We start from the raw sequence: 26,006 nt of genomic DNA, 5'->3' as shown, positions 1-26,006 counted from the left end.
TTATCAAGAAATAACCATAAAGATTAGTAATCTATACCAATCGGGAATGAGTATTGAATCTAAAAACCAGAGTTATTCCATGTGACCATTAAGAAAAATAAAATAAATACACATGAAAAAAAGTTAGAGAAGAACCGGAGGAACGTAAATGCGGGTGTGAGATTGCTTCGCTCCGTCCTAAGGACTCCGGAACCGTCGGACTACTTCGCTCGCAATGACGATACCGGAGCCTGCGTCATTGCGATAAAACGTAGCGCAGCGAAGTTTTAAAAGCAATCTCTTTTAAACAAATCAACAAATACACAAATACACTTCTTTTACCCATCACTCCATCACCTGATCACATTATCATAGGCCTGCTCTTCTACTGCATTGCATAGATGATTGTACTTGGCAAATCTGGTCCGGTACATCTTTTCCAGATCTGCATTGGGCTGAAAATATTTATCAAAGCCTTTACCCAGACTCTTCATGGCATCATGCACATTGTTATAAATACCTGCAACTGTGGCGGCAAGCATTGTAGCGCCTAAGGCACAGGTCTGACCAGATGCATTGACTTTTATGGGCATCTCCAAAATGTCGGCTAAAGACTGCATAACAAATTCTGATTTCCTGGGAATACCTCCCAATGCAATAATGCCTTTGATCTGTATCCCCTCATCACGATAGCGCTCGATAATTTTTTTAGCGCCAAAACAAGTACTCTCCACCAGCGCCCTGTAAAGCGCGGGGGCATTTGTGCCTAAGGTAAGGCCGGCAAAAGCTCCTTTCAGCAGGGGATCTACATCCGGCGTGCGCCGCCCGTTGAACCAATCTACAGCGATTTCGCTGTTTTCATCAAACTCAATGGCAGCAGCTTCTTCACCTAATTTTTGCAATAGGTGCGAAGACAATTTTTTAAGGTCTTCCGGGGAAACAGCCATATTTTTCAAAGGCCACAATAACAGCTCTTTAAACCAGGCGTATATATCGCCGAAGGCAGACTGCCCCGCTTCAAGGCCGATCATACCCGGAATAATGGAGCCGTCTACCTGGCCGCTGATGCCCCTGATCAGTTTACCTTCCATATCGGCTTTCGGTATCACCAGCATATCGCAGGTAGAAGTGCCGATCACTTTACTCATTACATAGGGTTCTATTTGCCCGCCTATAGCGCCTACATGCGCATCTATAGCTCCTATACCGATCTTTACATTTGTTGAGAGGCCTAATCTTTCCGCCCATTGGCCACACAGGTTCCCGGCCGCCTGATCTGCGGTATAAACCCGTGCATCCATCTTAAGTACATATCCCTTTAATAACGGATCGATTGAAGCGAAAAAATCATCAGGAGGAAACCCGCCATGCTCTGCAGCCCATAAACCCTTGTGGCCCGCCGCACAAACATTTCTTTTCATTTGCAACACATCTGTTGCGCCTGTTAATAAGAAAGGCATCCAGTCGCTGTGTTCCACCCAGGCAACACATTGCTTTCTTACAGCTTCATCTTGCCGCAACACATGCAATAGTTTGGCCCAAAACCATTCCGGAGAATAAATACCGCCCGAATAGGCAACATAGCGCACACCTGATTTGGCTGATTGTGCATTAATTTCGTCGGCTTCTTTGATAGCTGTGTGATCTTTCCATAGCACGAACATGGCATTGGGATTATGCTCAAATTCGGGCAGCAAAGCCAGTGGTACGCCTCTCTCATTTACGGCACATGGCGTAGAGCCGGTGGTATCAATAGATATTGCCAGAATGTTCGCAGCTACACCTTGCCCGGCAATTTTTACACATTCTTTTATGGTTTTTTCTAATCCTTCTACATAATCCAAAGGATGCTGCCGGAACCTGTTTTCAGCAGCGTCGCAATACAACCTGTCTTTCCAGCGCGGGTATTCAAAAACGGAGCAGGCAACTTCATCTCCCGTTACAGCATTTACAATTAATGTACGCACGGAATCCGTTCCGTAGTCCACTCCTATTACATATTTATCGGCGTTCATAATGGATTTTTTTTAGTATTAAGGTATAGCTTGGTGATCTGTGTCCCTGATACGATACCAGTCTACCAATTTATTTTTTGAGGGCAATTGAAACGCAAGCGGTACGGCAGTTTGCTGGTACCAGTAAGCTGTTGAAGAGAATTTAAATTCACGGGTATGTTCGGGCGGCCGCGGGTTTGTAAATTCTATTTCACAACTTTTATTAAAATAAATTTTATCATTTTCATGAAAACGGTACATACTGATCATGGATCTAAAACCATCTTTTAACGGCACGCCATGATACGGTCCCCAAAACTCTCCATCCCTAAAATACCAGCCACCATTAAAATAATCTTCAAGGCCTGTACCAACCATAGAAGGCACGGACCTGTCTTCTGTATCAATGTATATATATTCAGGCGCTTCAAGGTAGCCAAGGTAATTAGGCAAAAAACTTTGCATGGAAATACAGCACCCTACAAAGTGCCCTTTGCCTTTTGTTTTCATAATGGTCATTGGTGTAGAGCCGGGGTTAGTGCCTGCATTGTATAAGCAGTGCAACCTGCCTGAATTTTTGGGCAGGGATGAAAGCTTTGTAAAATTTGCATTCAGGAAAACGGCTGAGGCCCTCGTGTCGTGTAGGTTTTCAATCTCAATCCTTATTTTATTAAAGGGCATGGGCAGATAACAATAAAAACCGCCGCTTGACATACCCAGGTATTTCGATAAATAATGTTTGTATTCACACAAACCAATGCCAAAGAAGTCGCCTATAGGCGCCTCCACCGATGGAAATGAATTGCCATCCCAATAAATACGCAGGATCAATTTTTTTAGAATTTTCTGATCCGGATGTTTTTCCTTGCTTACATCCCAATGTTCCCAAAACCAGCCGGCGCAGGTCATCCACAGTCGGGTAATGATCCCGGGCTGATCATATTGTGCCAATGTAACTTTCTGGCCGGGGTGAACATCAATGGCTTTTTCTTTGGTTTTATAATCAAACGTGGTTAGCTGCCCCGATACATGATTATTGATGTCATATAAATGCTCTTCTCCCGCTTGAGCTATAGTGTTCGCCGCACCAGCAGCAAAGGGCAAACCGGTAGCAATGCCCAGGCTTCCCAAAGCAGCCAGGGCTTTTCTCCTTGATAAATTATTTGTGCTCATATTTACTATTGATGTGTTTTTTTATCCCAGAAACCTCAGCCCTGCCCCTCTCCACCAGGTCGAAGGGAAGAACACTTGCAAACGTATTTTTTCAGAACTATACAACGTATTAGCCTATACCCATTATATTTTATTCATTACCCCAAAGTTTGGAGTCATTTCCTTTTGATTTTCTCCAGGCATCGCGCCAGCGGTGCATGTCTTCAAATTTTATAAAAGGCCTTAAAGCGCGCTGTTCCTTGGTAGGCGCTTTGGGCAGCGCAACTGCTTTATCCTGGTACCAGTAAGCCACAGAGCCGAGATCAAGCGTAAGATTGTTATTGGAACCGTGTTCTATGGTGCCTTTTAATTCTTTTTCAAAAAAAATGGGGTCGCTTATAAAGAACCGATATACATGTGTGCGGCCCAGCCAGCCGACATCGTTATTTACCCGCGGATAACCGAAATAGGGATGAGCGTAAGGCTCTTTGGGGCACCAGGAAGTATTGAAGAAATCTTCGGTACCCGTGCCTATCAGTGAAGGTTTTGCTTCGCCATCTATAAACCACATGTCATCACCTTCGCCGTACCACATGGGTGTGGGGCAATGTACGTAATAATTGATGCCTACAAAATGCCCTTTTCCTTTTGTGTTGATGAACGTGTAATTGTTCTCGGGCTTCGTATTAGGCTTCCACTCCCCTGTTAAGGCCCATTCCGTTTCTCCTTCAGGCAGCGCGTTCGTAAGCTCATGGTTGTACCAGGCATGGAAACGTCCCATGTCTTTGGGTAATTGGTTTACCTCGAAATAATCCACATAAAAGTAAAATGCATTGATCTGTTTGTCTGTCTGATTTTCTATTTCAATTCTCGCTCCTTTCTGGAAAGGCATGGTGAAATAGCTTACCAGGCTGGTGCCGTTTAACGGGCCGGCAGCCAAAGGAAATGCGGCGTAATTGTATTGTTCATTCCATCCCTGGCCGAAGAAAGGGCCTATCGGCGATTCAACAGAAGGATATGAATTCCCATCCCAATACATGCGGATGATAATGTCGTTCCTACTCAACTCGCCGGGCGGCGGCGCAATGGTAATCCAGATGTGATTGATAATGCCTGCGCCCTGGATATCAGCAATGACACGCTTTTCGCCGGGCTTGAAAGGTTCCAGGTGATCCCTGTTGCCACCTGTTTTATCCGTGCTTGAAATACGCCGGTTCTTTAATCCTGATTTCATTTTCGATAGATCATACAGATCCGTGTTCATCTCCTGCGCCGTTAAAAAATTAATTGCCAGGAAAGAAAGTAAAAGAAAAAATAGTTTTTGCATGTGTTTATTTTTTTTAGTGCACCGCTTTGCGGCTGTTTTTGATGATTCCCGGTAGTTATCCGGATATACTAATCAATATTATTTTGTTTTTTCCAGTTGCCACATAGTATTACTTCTAGTAAATTTTGCTCGCAGCATACTTATTCTTTAGCAAAATTACTCAAGACCTTATCTCAGAATCTCTTCTCCATAGCTATCTACGATCCTGTTGTACGCTTCAGCTGCTGCACCATTACCCCAATCATAAATGGTAAATTCTCCAATGCCCAAACCTTTATTATCCGTTTCTCCGCCGTGCCCGTAATTTTCCATCATAAAACCATAATCTTCTTTGCCGAAAAATGGCCATCGTTGTTGCCACTGATACATGGTAGCCGGATTTAATGGCGTATACATCATGGCAAACGAAGCATATAATGCTGTTTTAGCCCTTTGCAGGTACTCAGTGTTTTTTAAGATTTTACCATACTGCATTATCAATGGTGCAAAAAGGCTTTGGCGGGAATCATTCCACTCTCCATCTGCATTCATTACACCGAATCCGCCCAGCGTACGGATGGCCATGTAAGGAGGCTGCCAAACAGCCTGTACCATCAGCAATTCGTCAAGTACACGTTGTCCGTAGTGCAAATATTTTTTTTCCTGTGTAAGCTGATACATAGCCAGCAAGGCTTCAGCAGTATAATACACGGAGAGCGTATTTTGCTTGAAAATATTATTACGTTCTACTTTTTTGCCTACCAGGTGATCGCTGCCATAACGGCTGCACGACCAATACGTTTCAAAATCCTCCCATTGTCCCTGCATCATGTTGCTATTGATCACCGCCTCCATAGCCTTTGCAGCAGATTGTTTATAACGTGTATCTTTCGTGAGCTTGTAAAGATTCACCAAAAACGTAACAGACATTGCTGTTTCCGGAGACGCATTTAAATGATCCATCGGTTTCAGATCACTCAATGACAGCCAGCCGGGGAAGAAGCCGTTACTGAACTGTACTTTTAACAGGGCATCGGCATAGCGCTTCGTGTATTGGAGCAGCCGGCTGTCTTTCTCCAGATCCGTGTACCAGCTAAGCATTTGATTAGCCGTGAAGCTCATATCTAAAATATGATAGGGCGATTTGCGAGCATCCCATGTGTACGGATTGCGGTTAGAGTTGCCGAAGTATTTGGTATGCCATCCCTGCGAGCGATTGTATTTTTTCCCGTCAATTGCTACCTGCTCCATTTCGGTAGCTATAACAGCAGGAAAAAAACCGTTGTATTGGGGAAACTGCAAAGCCAGCTCTTTAGTTTGCAATGCATATTTTCTCAGCTGTTCGTTGCCCGTGCGTTTGGCATAACGGTACAAGCCCGATGCTGATCTTAACGAGCTGAACCAGGCCTGGTTCCAGATAGAACGGAATTCGCGTTCATCCACCTCGCCTTTGTAATTCGGACTTTGTGTAACATTCACTATAAAAACAGGCGCACCAACTTTTTTCCCGTTTAAATCAAATTCCTGCCAGACTGTATTCTTCCAGTTATGGAATGCCCAATCGTAAGTCTGCTTTACATATTGATCCAAGTTTTTTACCGGCAGCGGTTCCCCTTTTTGGTATAAAGGATGGCCCCACTTCTTCCACATAAACGAAAGCGCCTTGCGCCAGTGATTATGAAAATTATTTTTTACCCGGTCGGTAAAAATGTAAAAGCCTGCTGATATTTTTCCTTTGGTGAATTGTGCACCTTTGGTTTTTTTAAAGAGTACATGGTCCGTTACCGCGGTTTTGCCCAAGCCAATGGTAAGCACATTAGCCGGTGCATGCATATCCATGTACCAATTGTAGGATGTATTGTTGCTGATAAGATCCAGATCAGGTATGATGGTTACTTGCTTCTCTTTACCGGAAACAATGAGGCAGGGTGCGCGGAATACATGCTGGTCTATTACAAACCCATCCTGTGGCGTCAGGTGCGGAGCCCAATGAAAAGAAGGCTGAAACGCAGGTATGACCTGCATTTCCGCGTTATCTTGTTGTATATTATCCTTCAAATTCCACTCCACCGTTATTTTATAATCACCGTCAGAGATTTTTGTATACGTTACTGAAGGAGCCTCACTGCCAATAGCAGGAAAATGAACAGACGACACGAAGCGCTTTAGTTCATGCGGTATAGGCTGCGCGGCAAGTTGCGCTGTTACTAAAACACAGCATAGAAAAAAGTATATTATTTTTTTATCCATCTCTAAAAGACTGTACTTCCTGCACACTTATGTAGCGGCTGAAAACTATATTTTTTGTAGCATGATCCTGTCAAATTCCACTTCGGGTGTATTATCCTTCGAACGGAACAGCAGGTTTAATGGCATTTGAGGTATCTCATTTTTTCTGATTTCTACCTCGCCCAAATAAATTTCTTCGGCGGTGTTGCCAGCATTTAAATGGACACTTCTCCATTGTTGAATGTCTGCATTATCTGCTATACGCACCTCAAGATTTTTTGTCTGAGACATTATTTTATTCATGTATAATTTATATTTCCCGGCAGGAACCTCATCAATATTGATTGTGAGCGATGCCTGCTTATCGTTGATTGCAGCACGTCCGTTCCTAAAAATATAATTGCCATTATAGGTCAGGTGTTTTAAAAAAGCCGGGTAGAACGTATAAGTGGGTGGCAAAAATACTTTGGTATTTTCATTGACCGGAGCTGTATTTACCTGTACCGCTTTATCGGCATAGTACATAGCCACTGAAGTATTATTTACCGGACGGTTATTATTTACCGGACCGTGCTCCATGCTGTGATAAATGTTTTTATAAAAAGGCAGTTTGTCTGTAACATAAATCCGGTATCCGCCTGTACGGCTCCATGGAATTGAATAATCCAGGCAACCGCTGACCGGCCCGCCCAGTTTTTCCACCCAGCCGCCCGGCTGGGCATACCAGCCGCCGTTAAAATAATCTTCACTACCCGTGCCGTGAATGTTTTGAACGCCATCAATCACCGTGGAATCATCACCCTCAAAAAATTCGGTAAAATAATTATACGTAGTAGCCTGGCTTTGCAAGAGCGTGCCTACATAATGCCCCCGGCCGTTTCCATTTAAAAATACGTAGGGCTCGCCGGAAGCCGGTTCATTATTCTTCCACAAGGCATAAAACTTTCCTTCCCTGGCAGGATTTCTTTTTCCTGCAGCATGCCACATATCAAATGTAAAGGAAAGCGGCTGCTGCGTTTCATTTGTCTTTCGATATACTAATTCAATCTTAGCGCTTTTATCAAAAGGCATGGGGAAATAGCAATAAGCTTTTGAAGCCGTGGCGCCCAGCAATAAACTTTCCATAGATTTTTTGCCGAATGCATAGCCAAAAAAATCAGCTGCCGGCGCATACACTGCGGGGGCAGATTCATTGTCCCAGGTAATTTTTAAGTCGAGCTGTCTTGATAAGCCTTCAAATATTTTTGAGGACTTAAATTCAAAGCCCTGAATACGCCCACCCTGCCTTAAATCTGCCAGCAATACTGTTTCGCCGGGATGTACCGTTTTTTGTACACTGGTTTTATTTAATCTGCCGGCATAAAAATTCTGTACCTGCCTGTCGTTATTATTCCATAATCCTATAACATCCTGCAGTATCTTATGCTCATTGGTATTGAAGCGGGAGTGAAATGTTTGTACTTTATAATTATCATCCAGCTCCCTGTACTGGATCTGATGAAACATAATCTTTTCTCCTTTAAAAACAATCTTACAACCTTTCTCATAAGGTATAGGCACATAAGAATAATAGCCTCCCACCAGATGAGCTTCAACCAGCGGCTTTAAAAACGGGGCTACCTTACCGGAAAACAAATCGCTGAATTTTATTGACAAGCCGGGTTTTGCATTGCCATCAAAATAAAATTCAATGATATCATCAGTAGGCGTAGGCGTCCATATTCGTTCAATTACGCCGCGGCCTTTCACGTCTAACAACACCAGCCCGTCTTTTTCTTTACGGATGTAAGAATATTTTCCGCTAAAGCCATCATCATTCCCACCTGTTCTGTCGTAGGAAGAAATTTGCCTGATAAAGCTGCCGTCTATATATGCCGGCATTTTCGTAATGTCCGACAAACGTTTCAATTCGGTAGCGGTAGTTACCGTTTGCTGCGCAAATGCGGTAAAAGGAAATAAAAAAACAATAAAAGCCTGGAAAAATCTTTTGATACTCATAATGTATAATTCGTTAAATCAATATTTATATGAATGAAGTTGGTATATACTATAATTCAGTTGTAATTAAAATCAGTCTACTAAGCTTTTACCTTATAACCGGTAACCGCATAATACAGGATAAACAAGAATAGAGGTATCGGCACAAAGAAACCTTTGCTCATACCATACACGTCAGACACGGCGCCCATGATCGGAGGAAATAATGCACCACCGGCAACCGCCATCACCAAAAACGATGCGCCCTGCTTTGTTTGCTTACCCAAACCTTTAATTCCCAAAGCAAATATGGTAGGAAACATGATAGACATAAAAAAGAATACACCATAAAGCGCTATCAGCGACACCCATCCTAAGTGCGATGCCACAACAGGCAACAACAGGCAAACCATCAGCGTATAGAAAGCCAGGAGTTTTGCCGGTTTAAAATATTTCATCATGGCGCTGCCTGAGATCCTGCCGATCATAAACAATAAAAATCCCAGCGATAAAAAGTATGGCCCGTTCACAGATTCCCAGCGGGGATGCTGGTCATGATCTGAAACAAAATTGATGAGGTAGCTGAAAATACCGGTTTGCGCTGCAACGTAACAGGTTTGTGCAATGAAGCCGAGTACAAAATGCCGGTTTTGCCACAACGGTTTTTTGGTTATATATCCCGGGTGTGCCGGATCGGTAATTTCTGTTTCAATTTCCGAATCAGCGCCGGGCGTAGCTGAAATGCCGTGGCCGCCGCCATGCGCTGCATGCTCATCTTCCTCTGTAATTTCGGGCAACTTTAAACGCATGAACACAAATGCTACTAAAAGCACAGCAACGCCTATCACAACAAACGGTAATACAATAGACATCATTTTCTCGCCTTCCACATGGCTGCGGTTGCCATAAACGTACAGTGCGATCAAGGGCCCTATTGTCCAGGCCAGGCCGTTGAACGACTGGGAAAAGTTGATCCTGCGCTCAGCGGTTTCCGGCGGGCCTAATTTGGTGGTATAAGGATTGGCTGCGGTTTCAAGCGTGGTAAGCCCTGACCCTATCACCAGCAGGCACATCAGAAATAAAGCAAAAGATTGAAACGGCGCTGTGGCCGCTGATAAAAATGCACCGGCCGCAAAAAGTAATAACCCGAAAATTATTCCTTTTTTATAACCATACTTTTTCATGAATAACCCCGCCGGGATTGCCATTATAAAATAAGCGCCATACAATGCAGATTGGATAAGGCTGGATTGCCATTTATGCAAATGCAGCATTTCCTGGAAATTCTTGTCCAGCGTATCCAACATGCCGTGGGCTATGCCCCACAGGAAGAATAAAGCGCTGATGGCTGCAAAAGGCATTGCATAGTTAACCCCGTCTTTTACAAATAGTGATTGTTTCTTTGCCATTTCAGAATTTGTGATTTGTGATTTTTATTTTTTATGTTATCAACTTCAGTAGTAGTATCTCCCGGTAGTTATCGGGCGTGCTTGTGTAACTCTTCCGACAAGTACCGGGATCATATTTGAGCAAACGGTCAGGAGCTGAACGCTTAAAGCTCAATGCCCACGATCATTTACTTCCTCTCAATTGTCAATTTCAATTATCCATTGTCAATTCACTTGTACAGCGGCCCGTAATTGCTGCAGGCCCTGTAATCACTGCCTTCTGCATCCATGCCAAAAGATGCCCATGATGCCGGCCTGAACAATTTTTCAGCAGCCACATTATGCATACACACAGGAATGCGCAGCATAGCGCAGAGGGTTATCAGGTCTGCGCCGATGTGCCCATAACTGATGGCACCATGATTGGCGCCCCAATTAGCCATGACACTGTACACATCTTTGAATGCGCCTTCCCCTGTAAGGTTAGGCACAAACCAGGTGGTAGGCCAGCTATAGTCTGTACGCCTATCTAAAACTTCATTTACATTTCCGGGCAGGTCAATGGTGTAGCCTTCGGCAATTTGCATTACCGGGCCGAGGCCTTTGGTTAAATTCAGGCGGCACATGGTCACAGGCATCTCACCTTTGGTAAGGAATTTTGAAGAAAATCCGCCGCCACGGAAATAACCGGTATTAGCAGGGTACCATGTAGTGGCATCCAGGCAGGCCTTTGCCTCTTCTTCAGCTATTTCCCAGAAAGGCTTCATTACAGGTTTGCCATCTTTACTTTGCTGGCCTGAACCATCCAATGTGGCTGCGCCTGAATTGATCAAATGAATAAACCCTTGCTGCGCCCTGCCTTCCGGCATCCAGCCTGATACTCTTGCTACTGCATCGGGGCTCCAATAGGTTCTTACATCGGCAAAAATTTGGGCTGTATTGGTGAGTAAATAATTAAATAACATGGAAACGCCATTCAATGAATCATTTTCTGTAGCTACCATAAACGGGGCACGAATGCCGTTCCAGTCGAATGAAGAATTTAATATGGCCTCAGCAAAATCGCCATTAGGTTTATAATCTGTCCATTGCCTTTGCCCCTGGAAGCCCGACACCAGTGCATTGTGGCCGCGTGCTTCTTCGCACCAGCCAATTTTATCCAGTTGTGGGTTGCCTACCATCAGGTCACGAATGATGAGGGTCATTTTTATTACAAATTCCCAATCCTTATCCAGCTCTTCCCTGGATTTCTTCTTCGTGTTCAGGTCTTCGCCTTCCTTACAATTTTCTTTTACCCATGCAAGCGCTTTATTATATTCATCCCTGTCATATATTTCCAGGTCTATCCTGCGCAATAGTTCTGTAGAGTCTACGTATTCATTGCGCATACCCAGATAATCCTGGAAGAAATCCGGATCTACAGCCGAACCTGCAATACCCATTGAAACAAAGCCAACAGAGAGATACGATTTTCCTTTCATAATAGAAACGGCCATACCTGCTTTGGCAAATGCTAATAGTTTATCTTTTACATCTGACGGAATCGTGGTATCGCCCATGTCCTGCACATCGCGGCCATAAATGCCAAAGCAGGGCAATCCTTTTTGATTATGTCCGGCCAGCGTTGCGGCCAGATATACGGCGCCAGGCCTTTCCGTTCCGTTAAATCCCCAGATTGCCTTGGGTAAATGCGGGTTCATATCCATTGTTTCGGTACCGTAGCACCAGCAGGGCGTTACCGATAAGGATACGCCCACATTATTATTGGCAAATTTCTCTGCGCAATCAGCCGCTTCTTTTACACCGCCGATGCAGGTGTCGGCAATCACGCATTGCACGGGCGTTCCATCGGGGTATTTTAATTCTGCCGCATACAGATCAGCTACTGATCTTGCCATGTTCATGGTAATATCTTCCAGCGATTCTCTTACGCCACCATAACGGCCATCAATGATGGGCCTGATGCCTATTTTGGGATAGTTAAATTTCTGAGCCATTATTTGTATTATTTAAATGTGTTTTGAATTTCCTGTAGTGTAACACCAAAAACTTTTATTGCGATATCGTTAAGTGTTTTCTTATCTCCCGTAAAATGAAAAACGGAATGGTTGTGCGTGATATGCTCGCCCTGTTTTAAGAATGCAGGCGGAGATACGCTTTCTATTTCATAGAATGGGCCCATTTGCGAGCCGTCTTCGAGAGGGCCGTCGTTGTAGGCATTCATTGCATCTCCGCTGTAAGGATCGCGGTCTGTGCGCCACTCCTGGTTAAGATATTTCCTGTTGTTATGCACATCAAATACCGTAACAGTCAGCACATTATTTTGCGCGTCGTAGCTACCTGCAATATTTTTAGCCCTTACAGGAGGGATACCTAATTTACCTCTTGATTTACCATCAGCCTTAAAAAATAGAACACCGTTGCTGTATTTGATCCTGTCGTCGGCTATTTCCCCGAAATAATCTGTAGTAGCTACTTTGCCCTGCGCGTTTTGAATGTAAGGAATCACAATAATGCAGCTTTCAGAAGGCATAAACATGTCCAGGTTCCAGATGCAGGGAGCTCCGGTGTGCTCTGTCCACTCGTTTGTACCCGTATTAAAAAGGCGGTTGACTGTTTTAAATCCAACCACATTTACCTTTTTATTCAGACTAACATGGAGCATTTGTTCAATCGTTTCATTTTCCATGATCTCCACATCCCTCTCCATTTTTATTTTCAGCGGAGTTCCAGCATAGTTTATTATTGCCGTTTCCTTAGTCATTGAAACTTTTTTGCCGCTGGAAGCAGTGAGCTGCCAGGCTTCGGTATCTATAGCAGGAGGTGTATGCCAGTTGTCAAAAACCTGTTCGGTTCCCTGCTTGAAGTAGATAGAATATTTACCGCCTTCAGGACCAAGCCACATACGATCCTCACCGCCAAAAGCATTCATATGATCGTTCACAGGCTCATCAAATGCTTTATAATTAACCCAACCAAAGCTTTTACCATTCAAACCTTCGGCAGTAGATGTAAAAACTTTCCCCTGGTATTTAGGAGAAACTATCAGCTGCCCGGATGAGTCGTTGTTTTTTAAAATTATGATACTGTCTTTCTGGCTCAGGAACTGCACATCATATGCGAATGTTCCTTTTTGTGGATTATGCATTGTCTTATTTTTAGATTTATTTCCAGACTGGCATGAATCCATGATGGAAAAAACAGCCAGCAACAACAGGGTAAGTTTTAATGTACGCATGTTTGATGAATTTAATTGACTTCAAGCACATCTGCTGCAGGAAGTTTGGGGTAAGTGTTATGAGGTTCTGACTGATACCAGTAAGCAACTGTGATGATATCAGATTTTTGCGCAAGATATCTTCCGCCAGAACGCCAGCCCAGATCCTGGATAGTTACGCTGAGGTCTTTTTCAAAACGTATGGGATCCAGTATATGCCAGCGGTACATACCAAATCTTTGCTGGGAGCCATATAAACCATCGGGCCTGAGCACCTGGTGCAATCCGGCATAAGGCGTTGAAAACTCCTGGTACTGCCTTGTACGCTTATTTTCAAAATTATACGATCCGCAGAAATAGTCTTCCGTACCGGTTCCTACAATCGTGGCATAGTCCCTGTCTCCGTCCATAAAGAATTTAATTTCTCCTTCTCCCCACCATCCGTTATTCCTGACACCAACACCCATAAAAGTACCCACATAGTGCCCGCGACCCTTAATACCGTCAACTATCGTATGGATTGAATTATTATCGGGAGTACTTCTCCTGTACTGTGCATGGAAATAAGCTTCGTCTTCTTCAACTTCTGCAAGTGTATAGTCTACCTGGTAATATAAGCGCATAGCTTCACCGGAGATGTTCTGCATAGTCATTTTACATTTTTTCCTGAATGGCATTTGCCAGTAGCTGTTGAAAGCGCTACCGGGATTCACTGTCATTGCCAGAGAATTTAACGGTGAAAATTCATTCCAGGCTATACCGAAGAAAGGTCCGACCGGGCTTTCGACAGAAGGGGATGTTTCATCATCCCAATAGATCCTGAATATAGTTAAATTAAAATTGCCGGTTGGTGTCATCCAGATATGTTGTATGGCGCCAGGGCCTGTAATTTCGGCCATAGTGAAAGTTTCGCCGGGATTGATGATAATGAACGGGTTTACTTTCCATCCTTTACCTAAATCCCTTGCTTCACTGGCAGCATTTGCCACGTTGCGTTTGCCCTTGTCGGCAACGGGGTCTGCCATGCCTCCCCTGCCTTTTTCGCCGGTAAAATTTTCCGGGCTAATGGAACGGCTTTTTGCATTAGATAATTTAGATAGTGTAGACATGCTCATATTTCTACCGTTAAAACCGGCTGGGCGCTGGGCCGATAAGCAATTAAAAACAAAGAATGCGAGTAACAATAAACAGGTGTTTTTCATAGTACTTATTTTAAACGTTTAAGCAAATTAACTAACTTTTTTCATTTAAGAAAAATTTTATTCACTTTTTCTTACTGCTGTCTCTCACTACCAGTGTAGAAGGCACTTCAATTTTTTTGATTACAGTGGTATTGTTATTAATAGAATCTATTAGGAGTTGTACAGATTGGGAGCCGAGTTGCTGCAGATTTTGTTTAATGAAAGTAAGCGGGGAATAAAAGAAGTCGAATGCATCGCTTTCGTCAAAACTGATCAACCCGAAATCGTCCGGTATTTTTATTTTGCGCGAATTGATCACATGTAGTGATTTAACGGCGAGAGACACCGTGGCAAACAGCAGGCTGTCAATTGTATTCTTTTCCAGCATTGCATTTAAAGAATCCCGGAAGTCTGTTTCTGTATGGTTGTAATTGATTTTTAACAACCAGTCTTTACTGGCATTTATACCATTATCTTTTAAGCATTTCTCGTATCCTTTTACCCGTTGCTTCATGTGTTCAAGCGAACTCTGGTAAGCCACCATGCCAATTTTTTTATAGCCATTATCTATTAAGTGTTGCGTGGCATTATATGCCGACTGATAATTATTAATGAATACAGCATTGGTATTCAGCTTAGGAAAATAACGGTCAATCAACACTACGGGAATGCCTTTCTCCTGTATTTCGCGAATTTGTTCTTCCGAGTTTTCTACCGGCGTAACAATAAGGCCGTCAACCTGCCTGTTGATTAAAGCATTGAGCAGGTCTGCAGATTTATCGAGCTGCTCATCGCTACTGCCAAATACAACGGTATAGCCATTTTCCTTGGCTTTATTCTCAATGATACGTGCAATACTTGAAAAGAAGGGGTTGGAAATATCCGCAACGATCAGACCAATAGTTTTTGTCTTTCCGTATTTTAAGCTCCTGGCTATTAAGTTCGGCTGATAATTCATCTCCTTTGCAGCCCTGCGTATCTTTGCAGCCATCTGCTTGCTTACACGGGCTTCTTTTTCTTTACCATTCAATACATAAGATACCAAAGCTGTTGATACGCCTACATTGTTGGCTATATCTTTTAAAGAAACTGCTTTTTTCATAGGAAAATTTCTGATAGCAAAAATAATATCGCTGCCGATACAAATATAAGCATAAAATATATTTGTTTTCCAGAGTTTTTTATCCGGATTATTAATCGTTTAAGCGATACAGCACAAATATAGTTATTCCTGAGGTAAACTACATATTCTTTTAGGATTATAAAAATCAAGCAATAATGATTTTCCTTGGAAGGAGATAATCTTTTGCTGATCATTAGCCATCTGCACATAAGGAGATGCAAACCTTGCCTGCGTAGCGTGAGCCCTGGTTTCACCAAATTTTAAACGTTGTTTTTTATTTCCTGAAGTGTAGACCAGTTCAAGGTTTTCTTCTGAAAATGAAATGCCGTTTTTTTGTATCCTGCCGATGAAACGCTGGAAGGATGTATCTTCTACGGCCGATCCGGCTTCCATGATCCAAAAAGTTTTTCTACCCCGCTGTATCAGATCATCGTTTGTACCCGGCCTGAATGAAAAATTATTTTTCCCTATCAAGGCTATGTAAACGCTGCCTTTCTTGCCAAAAGCATAATTGTTGAAAATATAGACACTGTCAAATTTCTTAACCGGGAAATACGCATGTGTATAACCCGGTAAAACGGCCTCTGTCAAATTCTTTTTTGGGGGTATAGCATAAATGGCCATGCTTACATTTTTAAATTGTTGTACATGGGGCAGGCGCCCATACCCCACCCAATAGTTAGGAGAATGGTTATTGTCTCCGGGGTTTCTTGCAGGATGCGTATGAAAAACGCTGAAATGGTTGCCCATATTCATTCCTGCGATATGATGCTGATCTGCATACTGCTGTTGATCATGATCCTGCACGCTATACAATGAATAATCTTTTGTACGGTAAGTATAAGTATGTGCGCGCTGAATGGCTTTACCATTGGTAGCCGGGTGAATGATTTTTACCAGTAAAGGTTCAAGATGCAGCCACCTGATTATGGTAAAGTCCAGATATCTGAATGCTTTAAGGAAATCATTGGAAAACATTGCGGCACCTCGTATATGTTTTAATGAATTCCTGATCACCTCATGATTGGTAAATGCTTCCATTCCCCATTGCATCATCATACTTTTGTCGCCGGTGCCGTAGTAGCCTTCTTTTTTAAGCTCGCTAATATTCAATCCGTTTATTTGTTCCACGATAACAGTGCCTGTATCGTTTGCTATGTCTCTTAAAACATGCGGCATATCATACTGTCTGAATAGCATAAACCCATTAAGCAAACCATGAGAAGCTATCTTTTCATTCCTTAAAAGAAATTTTGTAACGCCTCCCAAGTCAGCAGCCTCACCCTTGCGGTTGTGCTCATAAGCTCTGCCGCTCACCGATGCAAACATGCCATTTACTTGCTGGCTTGCCACATCATATAGCAAAAGATCAAGGATGATTTTGCATTTAACAGTGAGCTCATCATCTTTAGCAAAATCTATGAGGTTAGTTAATGCGGCAATATCTTCGATGTAATAGGTAGCGGAATAATATTCGGTAAAGCCGTATTTCCAGCGCATTTCCAGCCAGTCCAGGATCCTACGCTTCGCTTTTATTACATGCTGTTTGCCGTTTAGTCCACTCTTAGAAAAAGTTTTATCAACATACAGCTGCCCTGCCAGGTATTCGGCAGATGCAAATAATATCTGGTGGTTTTCGCTCCAGTAGCACATAGAATTTTCGCCCGGTTCATCCCACCAATAACGGAACGCCAAAAGCGTTTTATCTATATTATCTCTCACTTCAACAGGAATCTTTCCGGGAAATTCATATAAAATGCGCAGCAGGTTAACAAACTTAAAGTCTGCAACGTCATATTCATGGCTGATAAATTCAAGGGTTGGGTTTAAGCGTGACCAATCTATTTCTTTATTATGAACCAGGTCGAAATAAATTTTATCTTCTTCTGTAATTATTTCTACGGGCGGGTTGCGCTGATAAACACTATAATTGATGATTCTTATAAAATCAATAAACGTTATTATTGTGAATAAAATAATAACTGCAAGTATAATCTTTTTAAAAATTGAACTCAACTTTTTCCCAGCCATGCTGCAAGTTAAACAACAATGAATAAATGCAAATAAAAAAGCCCTGAAACATAGTGTTTACAGGGCTTTTAGGCTGTGGGAGCTACAGGAGTCGAACCTGTGACCCTCTGCTTGTAAGGCAGATGCTCTAAACCAACTGAGCTAAGCTCCCTTAATCGGAGTGCAAATATACAGTCAGTTTTTTATTCTCCAAATATTTTTTGAAAATATTTTTTTAACGTCTGGCAACAGGGAAACCGGCTGGTAAAAAACTATCTTTAAAAAAACTTATAATTTCTTCAAAACTAACATCTATTTATTGAATATCTTATATACATTTGCACATTAAATAAAAAAACATCATTTCACTTTTTGAATTAAGAACTGAAATTGAAAACCACCCAACATAAATTATTTACTATTGCTCATGCTGTCATGAGCGCTCCCCTCTTTGTATCTTACACACCGGCTTTACATATACGACGACCTCGAATTTAATAGACGTGTTTATACACACCCGGCAGCAACGCCAGAGATTCGCCATCTATTATTAAATTCTAATCGTTTCAACAGTGGAAAAAAACAACCAGTCAGATAATATTCTTGTTCGCATTGCTACAAGCAATGATGTTCACTATGCAGATACCATCGTAAATGAAATGGAATCCTCCGCAAAGGCCCGCGGTACGGGCATCGCCAAACGCTCACCCGAATACGTAGCTACGAAGATGCTGGAAGGCAAAGCAGTGATTGCAGTTACAAAAACCGGCACATGGGTAGGTTTTTGCTACATTGAAGAATGGGGACACGGCGAATTTGTTGCCAACAGCGGTCTGATCGTTTCCCCCGAATTCAGGAAAACGGGCATTGCCAAGCGCATCAAAGGAGAAACCTTTGCACTCTCCAGGAAAAAATATCCTGCCGCAAAAATATTCGGCCTCACTACCGGGCTTGCCGTCATGAAGATCAACTCAGACCTCGGCTACGAACCGGTGACCTACAGCGAGCTCACCAACGATGAAGAATTTTGGGCGGGTTGCAAAAGTTGCGTAAATTACGACATACTTATGAGCAAAGACCGTAAGAATTGCATGTGTACGGCTATGCTGTTTGATCCCAAAGATCATTACGAACCGGAAGAGACCAAAGCATATTTCAGAAAAAAATCCAACGTATTTGAGCGTTTGTTCAGGTTGAAGAAATATAAATTTTTAAAGAATTTCAGAAAAAAAATGCATTAGATATGTCAAAGAAAATTGTACTCGGATTCAGCGGCGGACTTGATACCACCTATTGTGTAAAATATTTTGAAGATAAGGGTTATGAGGTTCACAGCGTGATTGTAAACACGGGCGGGTTCTCTGAAGAAGAAATTGAAAAAATAGCACAGCATGCAAAAAACCTGGGGGTAAAGTCGCACAAAACCATTGATGCTGTTGAAGGCTATTACGATAAGATCATTAAATACCTGGTTTTTGGCAATGTGTTAAAAAACAATACTTACCCTTTAAGCGTAAGCGCAGAGCGCATTGTACAGGCTATGCATATCGCGGAGTATGCCAAATCCCTGCAAGCCGATGCTATCGCCCACGGAAGCACAGGAGCAGGCAACGACCAGGTGCGTTTTGATATGGTGTTTAATATTGTAGTTCCTGATATGGAGATCATCACCCCCATCCGGGATCTAAAGATCAGCCGTGAAGAAGAGATTGCGTTTCTGAAAGAAAAAGGCGTGGAGATGAATTTTGAAAAGTCGAAGTATTCTATCAACCAGGGCCTCTGGGGCACGAGCGTAGGCGGAAAAGAGACTTTAAACTCAAGGGAATTTTTACCAGAAGAAGCATTTCCCACTAAGGTAACCAAAGGTGAAGACGATGCGGTAGAAATAAAACTGGTATTTGAAAAAGGCGAACTTACGGGCGTGAACGATGAAACATTTGCACATCCTGCACGCGCAATCGAGCGCCTGCAAAGCATTGCAGCGCCTTACGGCATCGGCAGGGACATTCATGTAGGAGATACCATCATCGGCATCAAAGGCCGCGTGGGTTTTGAAGCAGCAGCGCCCGTGATCATTATCAAAGCACACCACACACTGGAAAAGCACGTGCTTACCAAGTGGCAGCTTAGCTGGAAAGATACACTTGCAGGATTTTATGGCAACTGGCTGCATGAAGGCCAGTTCCTTGATCCCGTAATGCGCGACATGGAAGCTTACATGCAAAGTTCACAGAACCACGTTACCGGCAATGTGTATGTAAAGCTGATGCCTTACCGCTTCCAGGTGCTGGGCATTGAATCTGCCTACGACCTTATGAGCAGTAAATTTGGCAAATACGGCGAAATGAACAACGGCTGGACAGGCGATGACGTCAGAGGCTTCAGTAAAATTTTCAGTAACCAGTTGGTGATTTTTGAAAGCGTAAAAAACAGTAAATAAAAACAATGATAAAAGCAGGGATCATAGGCGGCGCGGGCTATACAGGCGGAGAGCTGATGAGAATATTGGTAAACCACCCGCAAACAGACATAATTTTTATTCACAGCAAAAGCAATACCGGCAATAGTGTTGGCGCTGTTCATGCCGACCTGCTGGATGAAGATATTGTTTTTGCAGGTGATGAAGTGTTGGAAAAAATTGCTGTAGAAAAAGATTTTATTGACGTGCTTTTCCTGTGTATGGGGCATGGTGATTCTAAAAATTTCCTGTCGGAAAATGAAGTACATGCCGATATAAAGATCATTGACCTTGCCAATGATTTCAGGCTGGAAAAAGATGCCGCATGCAAAGGAAGAACATTTGTATATGGCCTGCCTGAGCTGAACCTGGAAGCAATAAAAACAGCAAATAACATTGCCAATCCCGGTTGTTTTGCTACTTCTATTCAACTGGGATTATTGCCGCTGGCCAAAAACAACCTGCTCAGCGGGAACGTATATACTACGGGCATTACGGGCTCTACCGGCGCAGGACAGAGCCTCTCTGCAACTTCTCATTTTTCATGGAGAGCCAATAACATACAAGCTTACAAAACGCTCACCCACCAGCACCTGCAGGAGATCTATCAATCGCTGAACCAGCTACAGCCGGATTTTTATAATGCTGCAACAGACACCACAAAAGGATTGCACTTCGTACCCTGGCGCGGCGATTTTACTCGGGGCATCTTTATCAGCTCAACTGTAGACTGCGATCTTGAGTTGAAGGAAGTGCTTGCTTTATATAAAGACTTCTATAAAGAGGCTGCTTTTACCTTTGTTTCTGAAAAATCCATTTTCTTAAAGCAGGTAGTCAATACCAATAAATGCATTATTTCCATGGAGAAAGCCGGCAGCAAGCTGGTTGTGCACTCAGCCACAGACAATCTGCTGAAAGGCGCATCAGGACAGGCTGTACAGAATATGAACATCCTGTTCGGCCTTGACCAGCGCACAGGTCTGAAACTTAAGGCAAATTATTTTTAAAGGAAATTATCTCCAACATTCATAAATTTATAACTAAAAAATCTATCGCTGCACGCGACAGGCGCTAATCAAGCAAAAATCATGAACTTATTCGATGTTTACCCGTTAAACGATATTACCATCACCAAAGGTTTGGGTTCCTACGTTTGGGACGATAAAGGCAATCAGTACCTGGATATGTATGGCGGCCACGCCGTGATCTCCATTGGCCACAATCACCCGCACTGGGTAGAAAAGATCAGGGAACAACTGTCTAAAATTTCCTTCTATTCCAACTCGGTAAAAATGCCTTTGCAGCATGAACTGGCAGAAAAGCTGGTAGCTGTTTCAGGCAAAAAAGATTACCAGCTATTTCTTTGCAACAGCGGCGCCGAAGCAAATGAAAACGCCCTGAAACTGGCGTCATTCCACAATAGCAGGAAAAAGGTCGTTGCTTTCAGTAAATCATTTCACGGGAGGACTTCATTGGCTGTAGCAGCTACCGACAATAGATCAATTGTTGCACCGGTAAATGAAAGCACCAATATCATTTTTTTACCGTTCAATGATGAGCAGGCGCTGGAAGAAGCTTTTAAAAACTATGGCGGCGAAATATCTTCCGTGATCGTTGAAGGCATCCAGGGCGTAGGCGGCATAAGGGTTGCGGAGGTTTCTTTCCTGCAAAAGATCCGCAGTTTATGTGATGAGTATGACAGTGTTTTTATTGCAGACAGTGTACAATGCGGCTATGGCAGAAGCGGTAAATTTTTCTCGCACGACTACGCAGAAGTGAATGCTGATATATATTCTATGGCAAAAGGCATGGGCAACGGCTTCCCGGTTGGCGGCATTCTTATCTCACCAAAAATTAAGGCACGGCACGGAATGCTGGGTACAACTTTCGGCGGTAACCACCTGGCTTGCGCGGCTGCTATTGCAGTGCTGGATGTGATTGAAAAAGATAACCTGGTAGAACAGGCCAGGCAACGCGGCACCTATCTGATGAACCGGTTGAAATCTGTAAACGGCCTTGAAAATGTACGCGGCAAAGGCCTCATGATCGGCTTTGATGTGTCCGAACAATTAAAAGACCTGCGCAAAAACCTTTTATATAAACATTTTATTTTTACCGGCGAAGCCAAACCGAATGTTGTTCGCTTATTGCCTTCATTGGCTATTACCCGCAAGCAGGTAGATGAATTTATTGAAGTGGTACAGGAAGAAATTGAGCCCTTACCGTAAATTAGTTGTAACTTTCTTGATCAATATTTACCAAAATGTCATTATTAAAAAATAACAAATTTACTACCGTAAAAGATGTGGCTGATATAGAAGGGTTGATGGGTAAAGCACTGCATTATAAATCAAATCCCTTTGTTGATAAGGATTTGGGAGAAAACAGGAAGATCGGTTTGTTATTTTTAAATCCCAGCCTGCGTACAAGGCTGAGCACGCAGATAGCTGCACAGAACCTGGGCATGGAAGCGGTTATTTTTAATGTAGACAAAGATGGCTGGCGGCTTGAGTTTGAAGACGGCGCTATTATGAACGGCTCCACATCGGAGCATATTAAAGAAGCTGCACCTGTGCTGGGCAGCTATTTCGATATTTTGGGCATACGCTCCTTCCCTACCCTGCAAGACCAAGAGGAAGATTACAGAGAAGGCTACCTCAACGCATTCATTCAATACTGCGGAAAACCCGTAATTAGCCTGGAAAGCGCAACACTCCATCCTTTGCAAAGCCTTACAGACCTCATCACCATTCAGGAAGAAGCTGCCGGGAAAGAAAAAATAAAAGTGCTAATGACCTGGGCTCCGCATGTAAAACCATTGCCCCAGTGCGTGGCCAACAGCTTTGCCGAATGGGTCAACGCCTGGGGCAAGGCCGAATTTGTAATCGCAAACCCTGATGGATACAACCTTTCAGTAGAATATACCCAGGGGGCCACTGTTGTACACAACCAGGAAGAAGCGCTGCAAAATGCAGACTTCATTTATGTAAAAAACTGGTCTGCTTACGAGGAATATGGTATGATGCCCGGCCTGCATGCAGACTGGATGCTTACCAATGAAAAACTGGCGCTGACCAACAACGCTAAAGTGATGCATTGCCTGCCGGTACGTAGAAACGTAGAACTAAGCGATGAAATTTTAGACAGCAGCAACAGCATTGTTACCAAAGAAGCCGGCAACCGCGTATGGGCTGCCCAGGCTGTAATCAGTGAACTCTTAAAGATGAACAGCTGATGGAAAAAAAAAATCTGTTGGTAATTAAAATCGGCGGTAATGTTATAGATAACGAAGAAAATCTCTGCAACTTTCTGGAAGATTTCTCTGCCATCAGCCAACACAAAATTTTAATCCACGGAGGCGGAAAAATTGCCACAAAAATCGGTGAACAGTCTGGCATACAATCTAAATACATCAATGGCCGCAGGATCACCGATGACGCTGCCATAGACCTCGTGACCATGGTTTACGGCGGGCTGGTGAATAAAAAGATCGTAGCCTCGCTACAGTCTTTACACTGCAACGCCATAGGCTTAACAGGCGCTGACGGAAATATAATCCCCGCTGTAAAAAGGCCCGTAAAAGAAATCGACTTCGGCTGGGTAGGCGATGTGGATACACATAAGATCAACACGGCTGTGTTGGATACCCTCCTTCAAAACCGCATCACGCCTGTATTTGCGCCGCTTACACATGACGGCAGCTCACACATGCTCAATACCAACGCAGATACCATTGCATCCTCACTGGCAGTTGCGCTCTCGGAAAAATACAAGGTGCGGCTTATTTATTGTTTCGAGAAAAAAGGTGTGCTTGAAAATGTGGCAGATGAATCTTCTGTGATCCGTTTTATCAACAAACAAATATATAAAACGCTGTTGTCTCAGGGAAAGCTATTCGAAGGCATTATACCTAAAATTGACAATGCCTTTGCAGCCATAGACGCCGGTGTGAACCAGGTAGTAATAGGGGCTGCGGAAAAACTGCTGCAAAACTGCGCGGGAGAAACAGACGGAACGCTGATCTCAGCCTGAAGCTGCCTGCCTGAATTTTAAATAATAAACTTTAGTTTTGTAGATTAAGAATTATTTATTCCACAGATGATCACAGAAAAAATAAAAGGGCTTATTGCATCTTTTTCAGATGAAGAAATTGAGTCGATTGAGAAGCTGCCTCAGAGCGGCAGCGACAGGAAATACTTCAGGGTATTCTGCTCCAATAAAACTTATATAGCTACGGATAATATCAATGTAAAAGAGAACGCAACCTTTATAGCATTCACCACGCATTTCAGGAAGCTGAATCTGCCGGTGCCGTTTATTTACGCCATCTCTGAAGATAATGAAACCTATATCCAGGAAGACCTGGGCGAAAAATGCCTGCTGGATATCCTGGAAGAAAAAGGAGAATGCGATGAAGTAAAAGCACTGTATAAAAAGAGCTTGAAAAACCTGGCAACCTTGCAGATAAAAGGTCACCAGGGCTTTGATTATACCAAATGCATTACCGCGCATGAGTTTGGCAAAAACGCTATTATGAGCGACCTGCTATATTTTAAATATTATTTCCTGGACACATTGGGGCAGCCCTATGAAAAGCAACAGCTCCTGGATGAATTTGAAGCGTTGAGTTCCTTCCTCACCCAGACAAAGTACAAATACTTCATGTTTCGCGACTTCCAGAGCCGCAACATTATTGTAAACGACAATGAGGTATATTTTATAGACTACCAGGGCGGCATGCGGGGTGCATTGCAATATGATGCAGCATCGCTGCTGTGGCAGGCAAAAGCTAACCTCACAGACGAATGGAAAAAAGAACTGGTAAACTATTACATAGATGAGATCAGCAGTATGTTATCCGCCGATGTCAACAGGGATATTTTCATTAACCAATACAAAGGTTATGTCCTGATAAGGCTTTTGCAGGTCCTGGGCGCCTATGGTTTCAGGGGATTATTTGAAAGGAAAGCTCACTTCTTAACCAGCATCCCGCTGGCATTGAGCAACCTCAGGTGGTTTGTACACAATAAGAATATTGGCATTGAACTCCCCGAGCTGGAAAGAGTACTCGCCATCATCTGCAGCGATGAGATCATTCAGCGCTTTACGCCGCCGGTTGCCAGTGAAGGAACACCGCTTACCGTTGAGATCAACAGCTTTTCTTACCGCAACGGCATTCCTGCAGATACTTCTGAAAACGGCGGAGGCTTTGTGTTTGACTGCCGCGGCATACTTAACCCGGGCAGGTTTGATGATTATAAAAAATTATCCGGGCTTGATAAACCAACCACAGATTTCCTGGAACAGAAAACCAAGATGAACGAGTTCCTCAACAGTGTGTTTGACCTGGTAGACATTAACGTGGAGAATTACCTTGAGCGCGGCTTTGATCATTTGCAGATAAATTTCGGCTGTACAGGCGGCCAGCATCGCAGCGTGTACGCAGCAGAAAAAACTGCACAGCACCTGGAAAATAAATACAAGATTAAAACGGTGCTAAAACATACCAACCGTGAGAAATGGGTGTGCTAATAATTTGTTTTAATTGAGCCTCATGAAACACAATTAAAATTTAATGAGGGATAATGCCGGAAAACAAACAGTTTACATGAAAGCCATAAGCAAAGTTGCATACCAACCGCGAATGAATAAAAGCTATTCCATGTCACGATTAAAAACAGCCGCAAAGCGGCGAACTAAAATTTATACACATGAAATAGCCATAAAGATTAGGAATGTATACCAACCGGGAATGATAATAAAGAATTAAGGTTTTTGTTATTCCATGTGACAAACACAAAAAATTAATTATACACACATGAAATAGCCATAAGCAAGGTTGCATACCAACCGCGGATGAATAAAGGCTATTCCATGTGACCATAAAGAAAAATAAAAAATATACACATGAAATAACCATAAGCAAAGTTGCATACCAACCGCAAATGAATAAAGGTTATCCATGTGGCCATAAAGAAAAAATTAAAAATAC

At 43.0% G+C, this 26,006-nt stretch carries 18 protein-coding genes and 1 tRNA gene; 7 read left to right on the top strand and 12 right to left on the bottom strand.

Annotated features, from left to right (window positions below):
• Positions 1–332: 332 nt before the first annotated feature.
• From OD355_RS12740 to OD355_RS12685, 12 genes are all read right to left on the bottom strand, one after another.
• On the bottom strand, positions 333–1,994 hold the full coding sequence (locus tag OD355_RS12740) for a ribulokinase (RefSeq protein ID WP_263038873.1): 1,662 nt from the start codon (positions 1,992–1,994) through the stop codon (positions 333–335).
• Positions 1,995–2,012: 18 nt separating this feature from the next.
• Positions 2,013–3,146 carry a glycoside hydrolase family 172 protein gene (locus tag OD355_RS12735; RefSeq protein ID WP_263038872.1) on the bottom strand — a complete coding sequence of 378 codons (1,134 nt, stop codon included), beginning with the start codon at positions 3,144–3,146 and terminating at the stop codon, positions 2,013–2,015.
• A 130-nt stretch (positions 3,147–3,276) separates the two neighbouring features.
• Entirely contained in the window at positions 3,277–4,452 is a 1,176-nt protein-coding gene (locus OD355_RS12730; protein ID WP_263038871.1) for a glycoside hydrolase family 172 protein, read from the bottom strand.
• Positions 4,453–4,620: 168 nt separating this feature from the next.
• Positions 4,621–6,681, bottom strand: coding sequence for a hypothetical protein (locus OD355_RS12725; protein WP_263038870.1), 2,061 nt, complete (start codon positions 6,679–6,681; stop codon positions 4,621–4,623).
• Positions 6,682–6,726: 45 nt separating this feature from the next.
• Positions 6,727–8,658 (bottom strand): glycoside hydrolase family 172 protein, encoded by a 1,932-nt coding sequence (locus tag OD355_RS12720; protein ID WP_263038869.1) that lies wholly within the window; start codon positions 8,656–8,658, stop codon positions 6,727–6,729.
• Between the two features lie 80 nt (positions 8,659–8,738).
• The gene (locus OD355_RS12715; RefSeq protein WP_263038868.1) at positions 8,739–10,046 is read right to left on the bottom strand and encodes a sugar MFS transporter; all 1,308 of its coding nucleotides are present in this window, start codon (positions 10,044–10,046) and stop codon (positions 8,739–8,741) included.
• 209 nt (positions 10,047–10,255) lie between these two features.
• On the bottom strand, positions 10,256–12,022 hold the full coding sequence (locus OD355_RS12710; protein WP_263038867.1) for an L-fucose isomerase: 1,767 nt from the start codon (positions 12,020–12,022) through the stop codon (positions 10,256–10,258).
• Positions 12,023–12,030: 8 nt separating this feature from the next.
• Complete coding sequence (locus tag OD355_RS12705; RefSeq protein WP_263038866.1) at positions 12,031–13,263, bottom strand: DUF6786 family protein; 1,233 nt, start codon at positions 13,261–13,263, stop codon at positions 12,031–12,033.
• An 11-nt stretch (positions 13,264–13,274) separates the two neighbouring features.
• Positions 13,275–14,351, bottom strand: coding sequence for a glycoside hydrolase family 172 protein (locus OD355_RS12700; protein ID WP_263038865.1), 1,077 nt, complete (start codon positions 14,349–14,351; stop codon positions 13,275–13,277).
• Positions 14,352–14,505: 154 nt separating this feature from the next.
• Positions 14,506–15,525: a LacI family DNA-binding transcriptional regulator gene (locus OD355_RS12695; protein WP_263038864.1), complete on the bottom strand. Its 1,020-nt coding sequence runs from the start codon at positions 15,523–15,525 to the stop codon at positions 14,506–14,508.
• Between the two features lie 123 nt (positions 15,526–15,648).
• Positions 15,649–17,577: a hypothetical protein gene (locus tag OD355_RS12690; protein WP_263038863.1), complete on the bottom strand. Its 1,929-nt coding sequence runs from the start codon at positions 17,575–17,577 to the stop codon at positions 15,649–15,651.
• A gap of 76 nt (positions 17,578–17,653) precedes the next feature.
• Positions 17,654–17,728, bottom strand: a tRNA-Val gene (locus OD355_RS12685).
• A gap of 400 nt (positions 17,729–18,128) precedes the next feature.
• Between OD355_RS12685 and OD355_RS12680 the strand changes: the two genes are divergently transcribed.
• From OD355_RS12680 to OD355_RS12650, 7 genes are all read left to right on the top strand, one after another.
• Entirely contained in the window at positions 18,129–18,797 is a 669-nt protein-coding gene (locus OD355_RS12680) for a GNAT family N-acetyltransferase (protein WP_263038862.1), read from the top strand.
• 2 nt (positions 18,798–18,799) lie between these two features.
• Positions 18,800–19,996 carry an argininosuccinate synthase gene (gene argG / locus OD355_RS12675; RefSeq protein WP_263038861.1) on the top strand — a complete coding sequence of 399 codons (1,197 nt, stop codon included), beginning with the start codon at positions 18,800–18,802 and terminating at the stop codon, positions 19,994–19,996.
• Between the two features lie 5 nt (positions 19,997–20,001).
• A complete protein-coding gene (gene argC / locus OD355_RS12670; protein ID WP_263038860.1) occupies positions 20,002–21,021 on the top strand; it encodes an N-acetyl-gamma-glutamyl-phosphate reductase in 1,020 nt (339 codons plus the stop codon).
• Positions 21,022–21,102: 81 nt separating this feature from the next.
• Entirely contained in the window at positions 21,103–22,242 is a 1,140-nt protein-coding gene (locus OD355_RS12665; protein WP_263038859.1) for an aspartate aminotransferase family protein, read from the top strand.
• A 35-nt stretch (positions 22,243–22,277) separates the two neighbouring features.
• On the top strand, positions 22,278–23,249 hold the full coding sequence (locus OD355_RS12660) for a Rossmann-fold NAD(P)-binding domain-containing protein (protein WP_263038858.1): 972 nt from the start codon (positions 22,278–22,280) through the stop codon (positions 23,247–23,249).
• Complete coding sequence (gene argB, locus OD355_RS12655; RefSeq protein ID WP_263038857.1) at positions 23,249–24,046, top strand: acetylglutamate kinase; 798 nt, start codon at positions 23,249–23,251, stop codon at positions 24,044–24,046. Before OD355_RS12660 ends, argB begins: the two co-directional genes overlap by 1 nt.
• 66 nt (positions 24,047–24,112) lie before the next feature.
• Positions 24,113–25,546 carry a RapZ C-terminal domain-containing protein gene (locus OD355_RS12650; protein WP_263038856.1) on the top strand — a complete coding sequence of 478 codons (1,434 nt, stop codon included), beginning with the start codon at positions 24,113–24,115 and terminating at the stop codon, positions 25,544–25,546.
• The last annotated feature ends 460 nt before the right edge of the window (positions 25,547–26,006 follow it).

Origin of the sequence: Haoranjiania flava, from assembly GCF_025631005.1 — a bacterium.
Taxonomy (GTDB): Bacteria; Bacteroidota; Bacteroidia; order Chitinophagales; family Chitinophagaceae; genus Haoranjiania; species Haoranjiania flava.
This window is presented reverse-complemented; position numbering and strand designations above follow the sequence as displayed.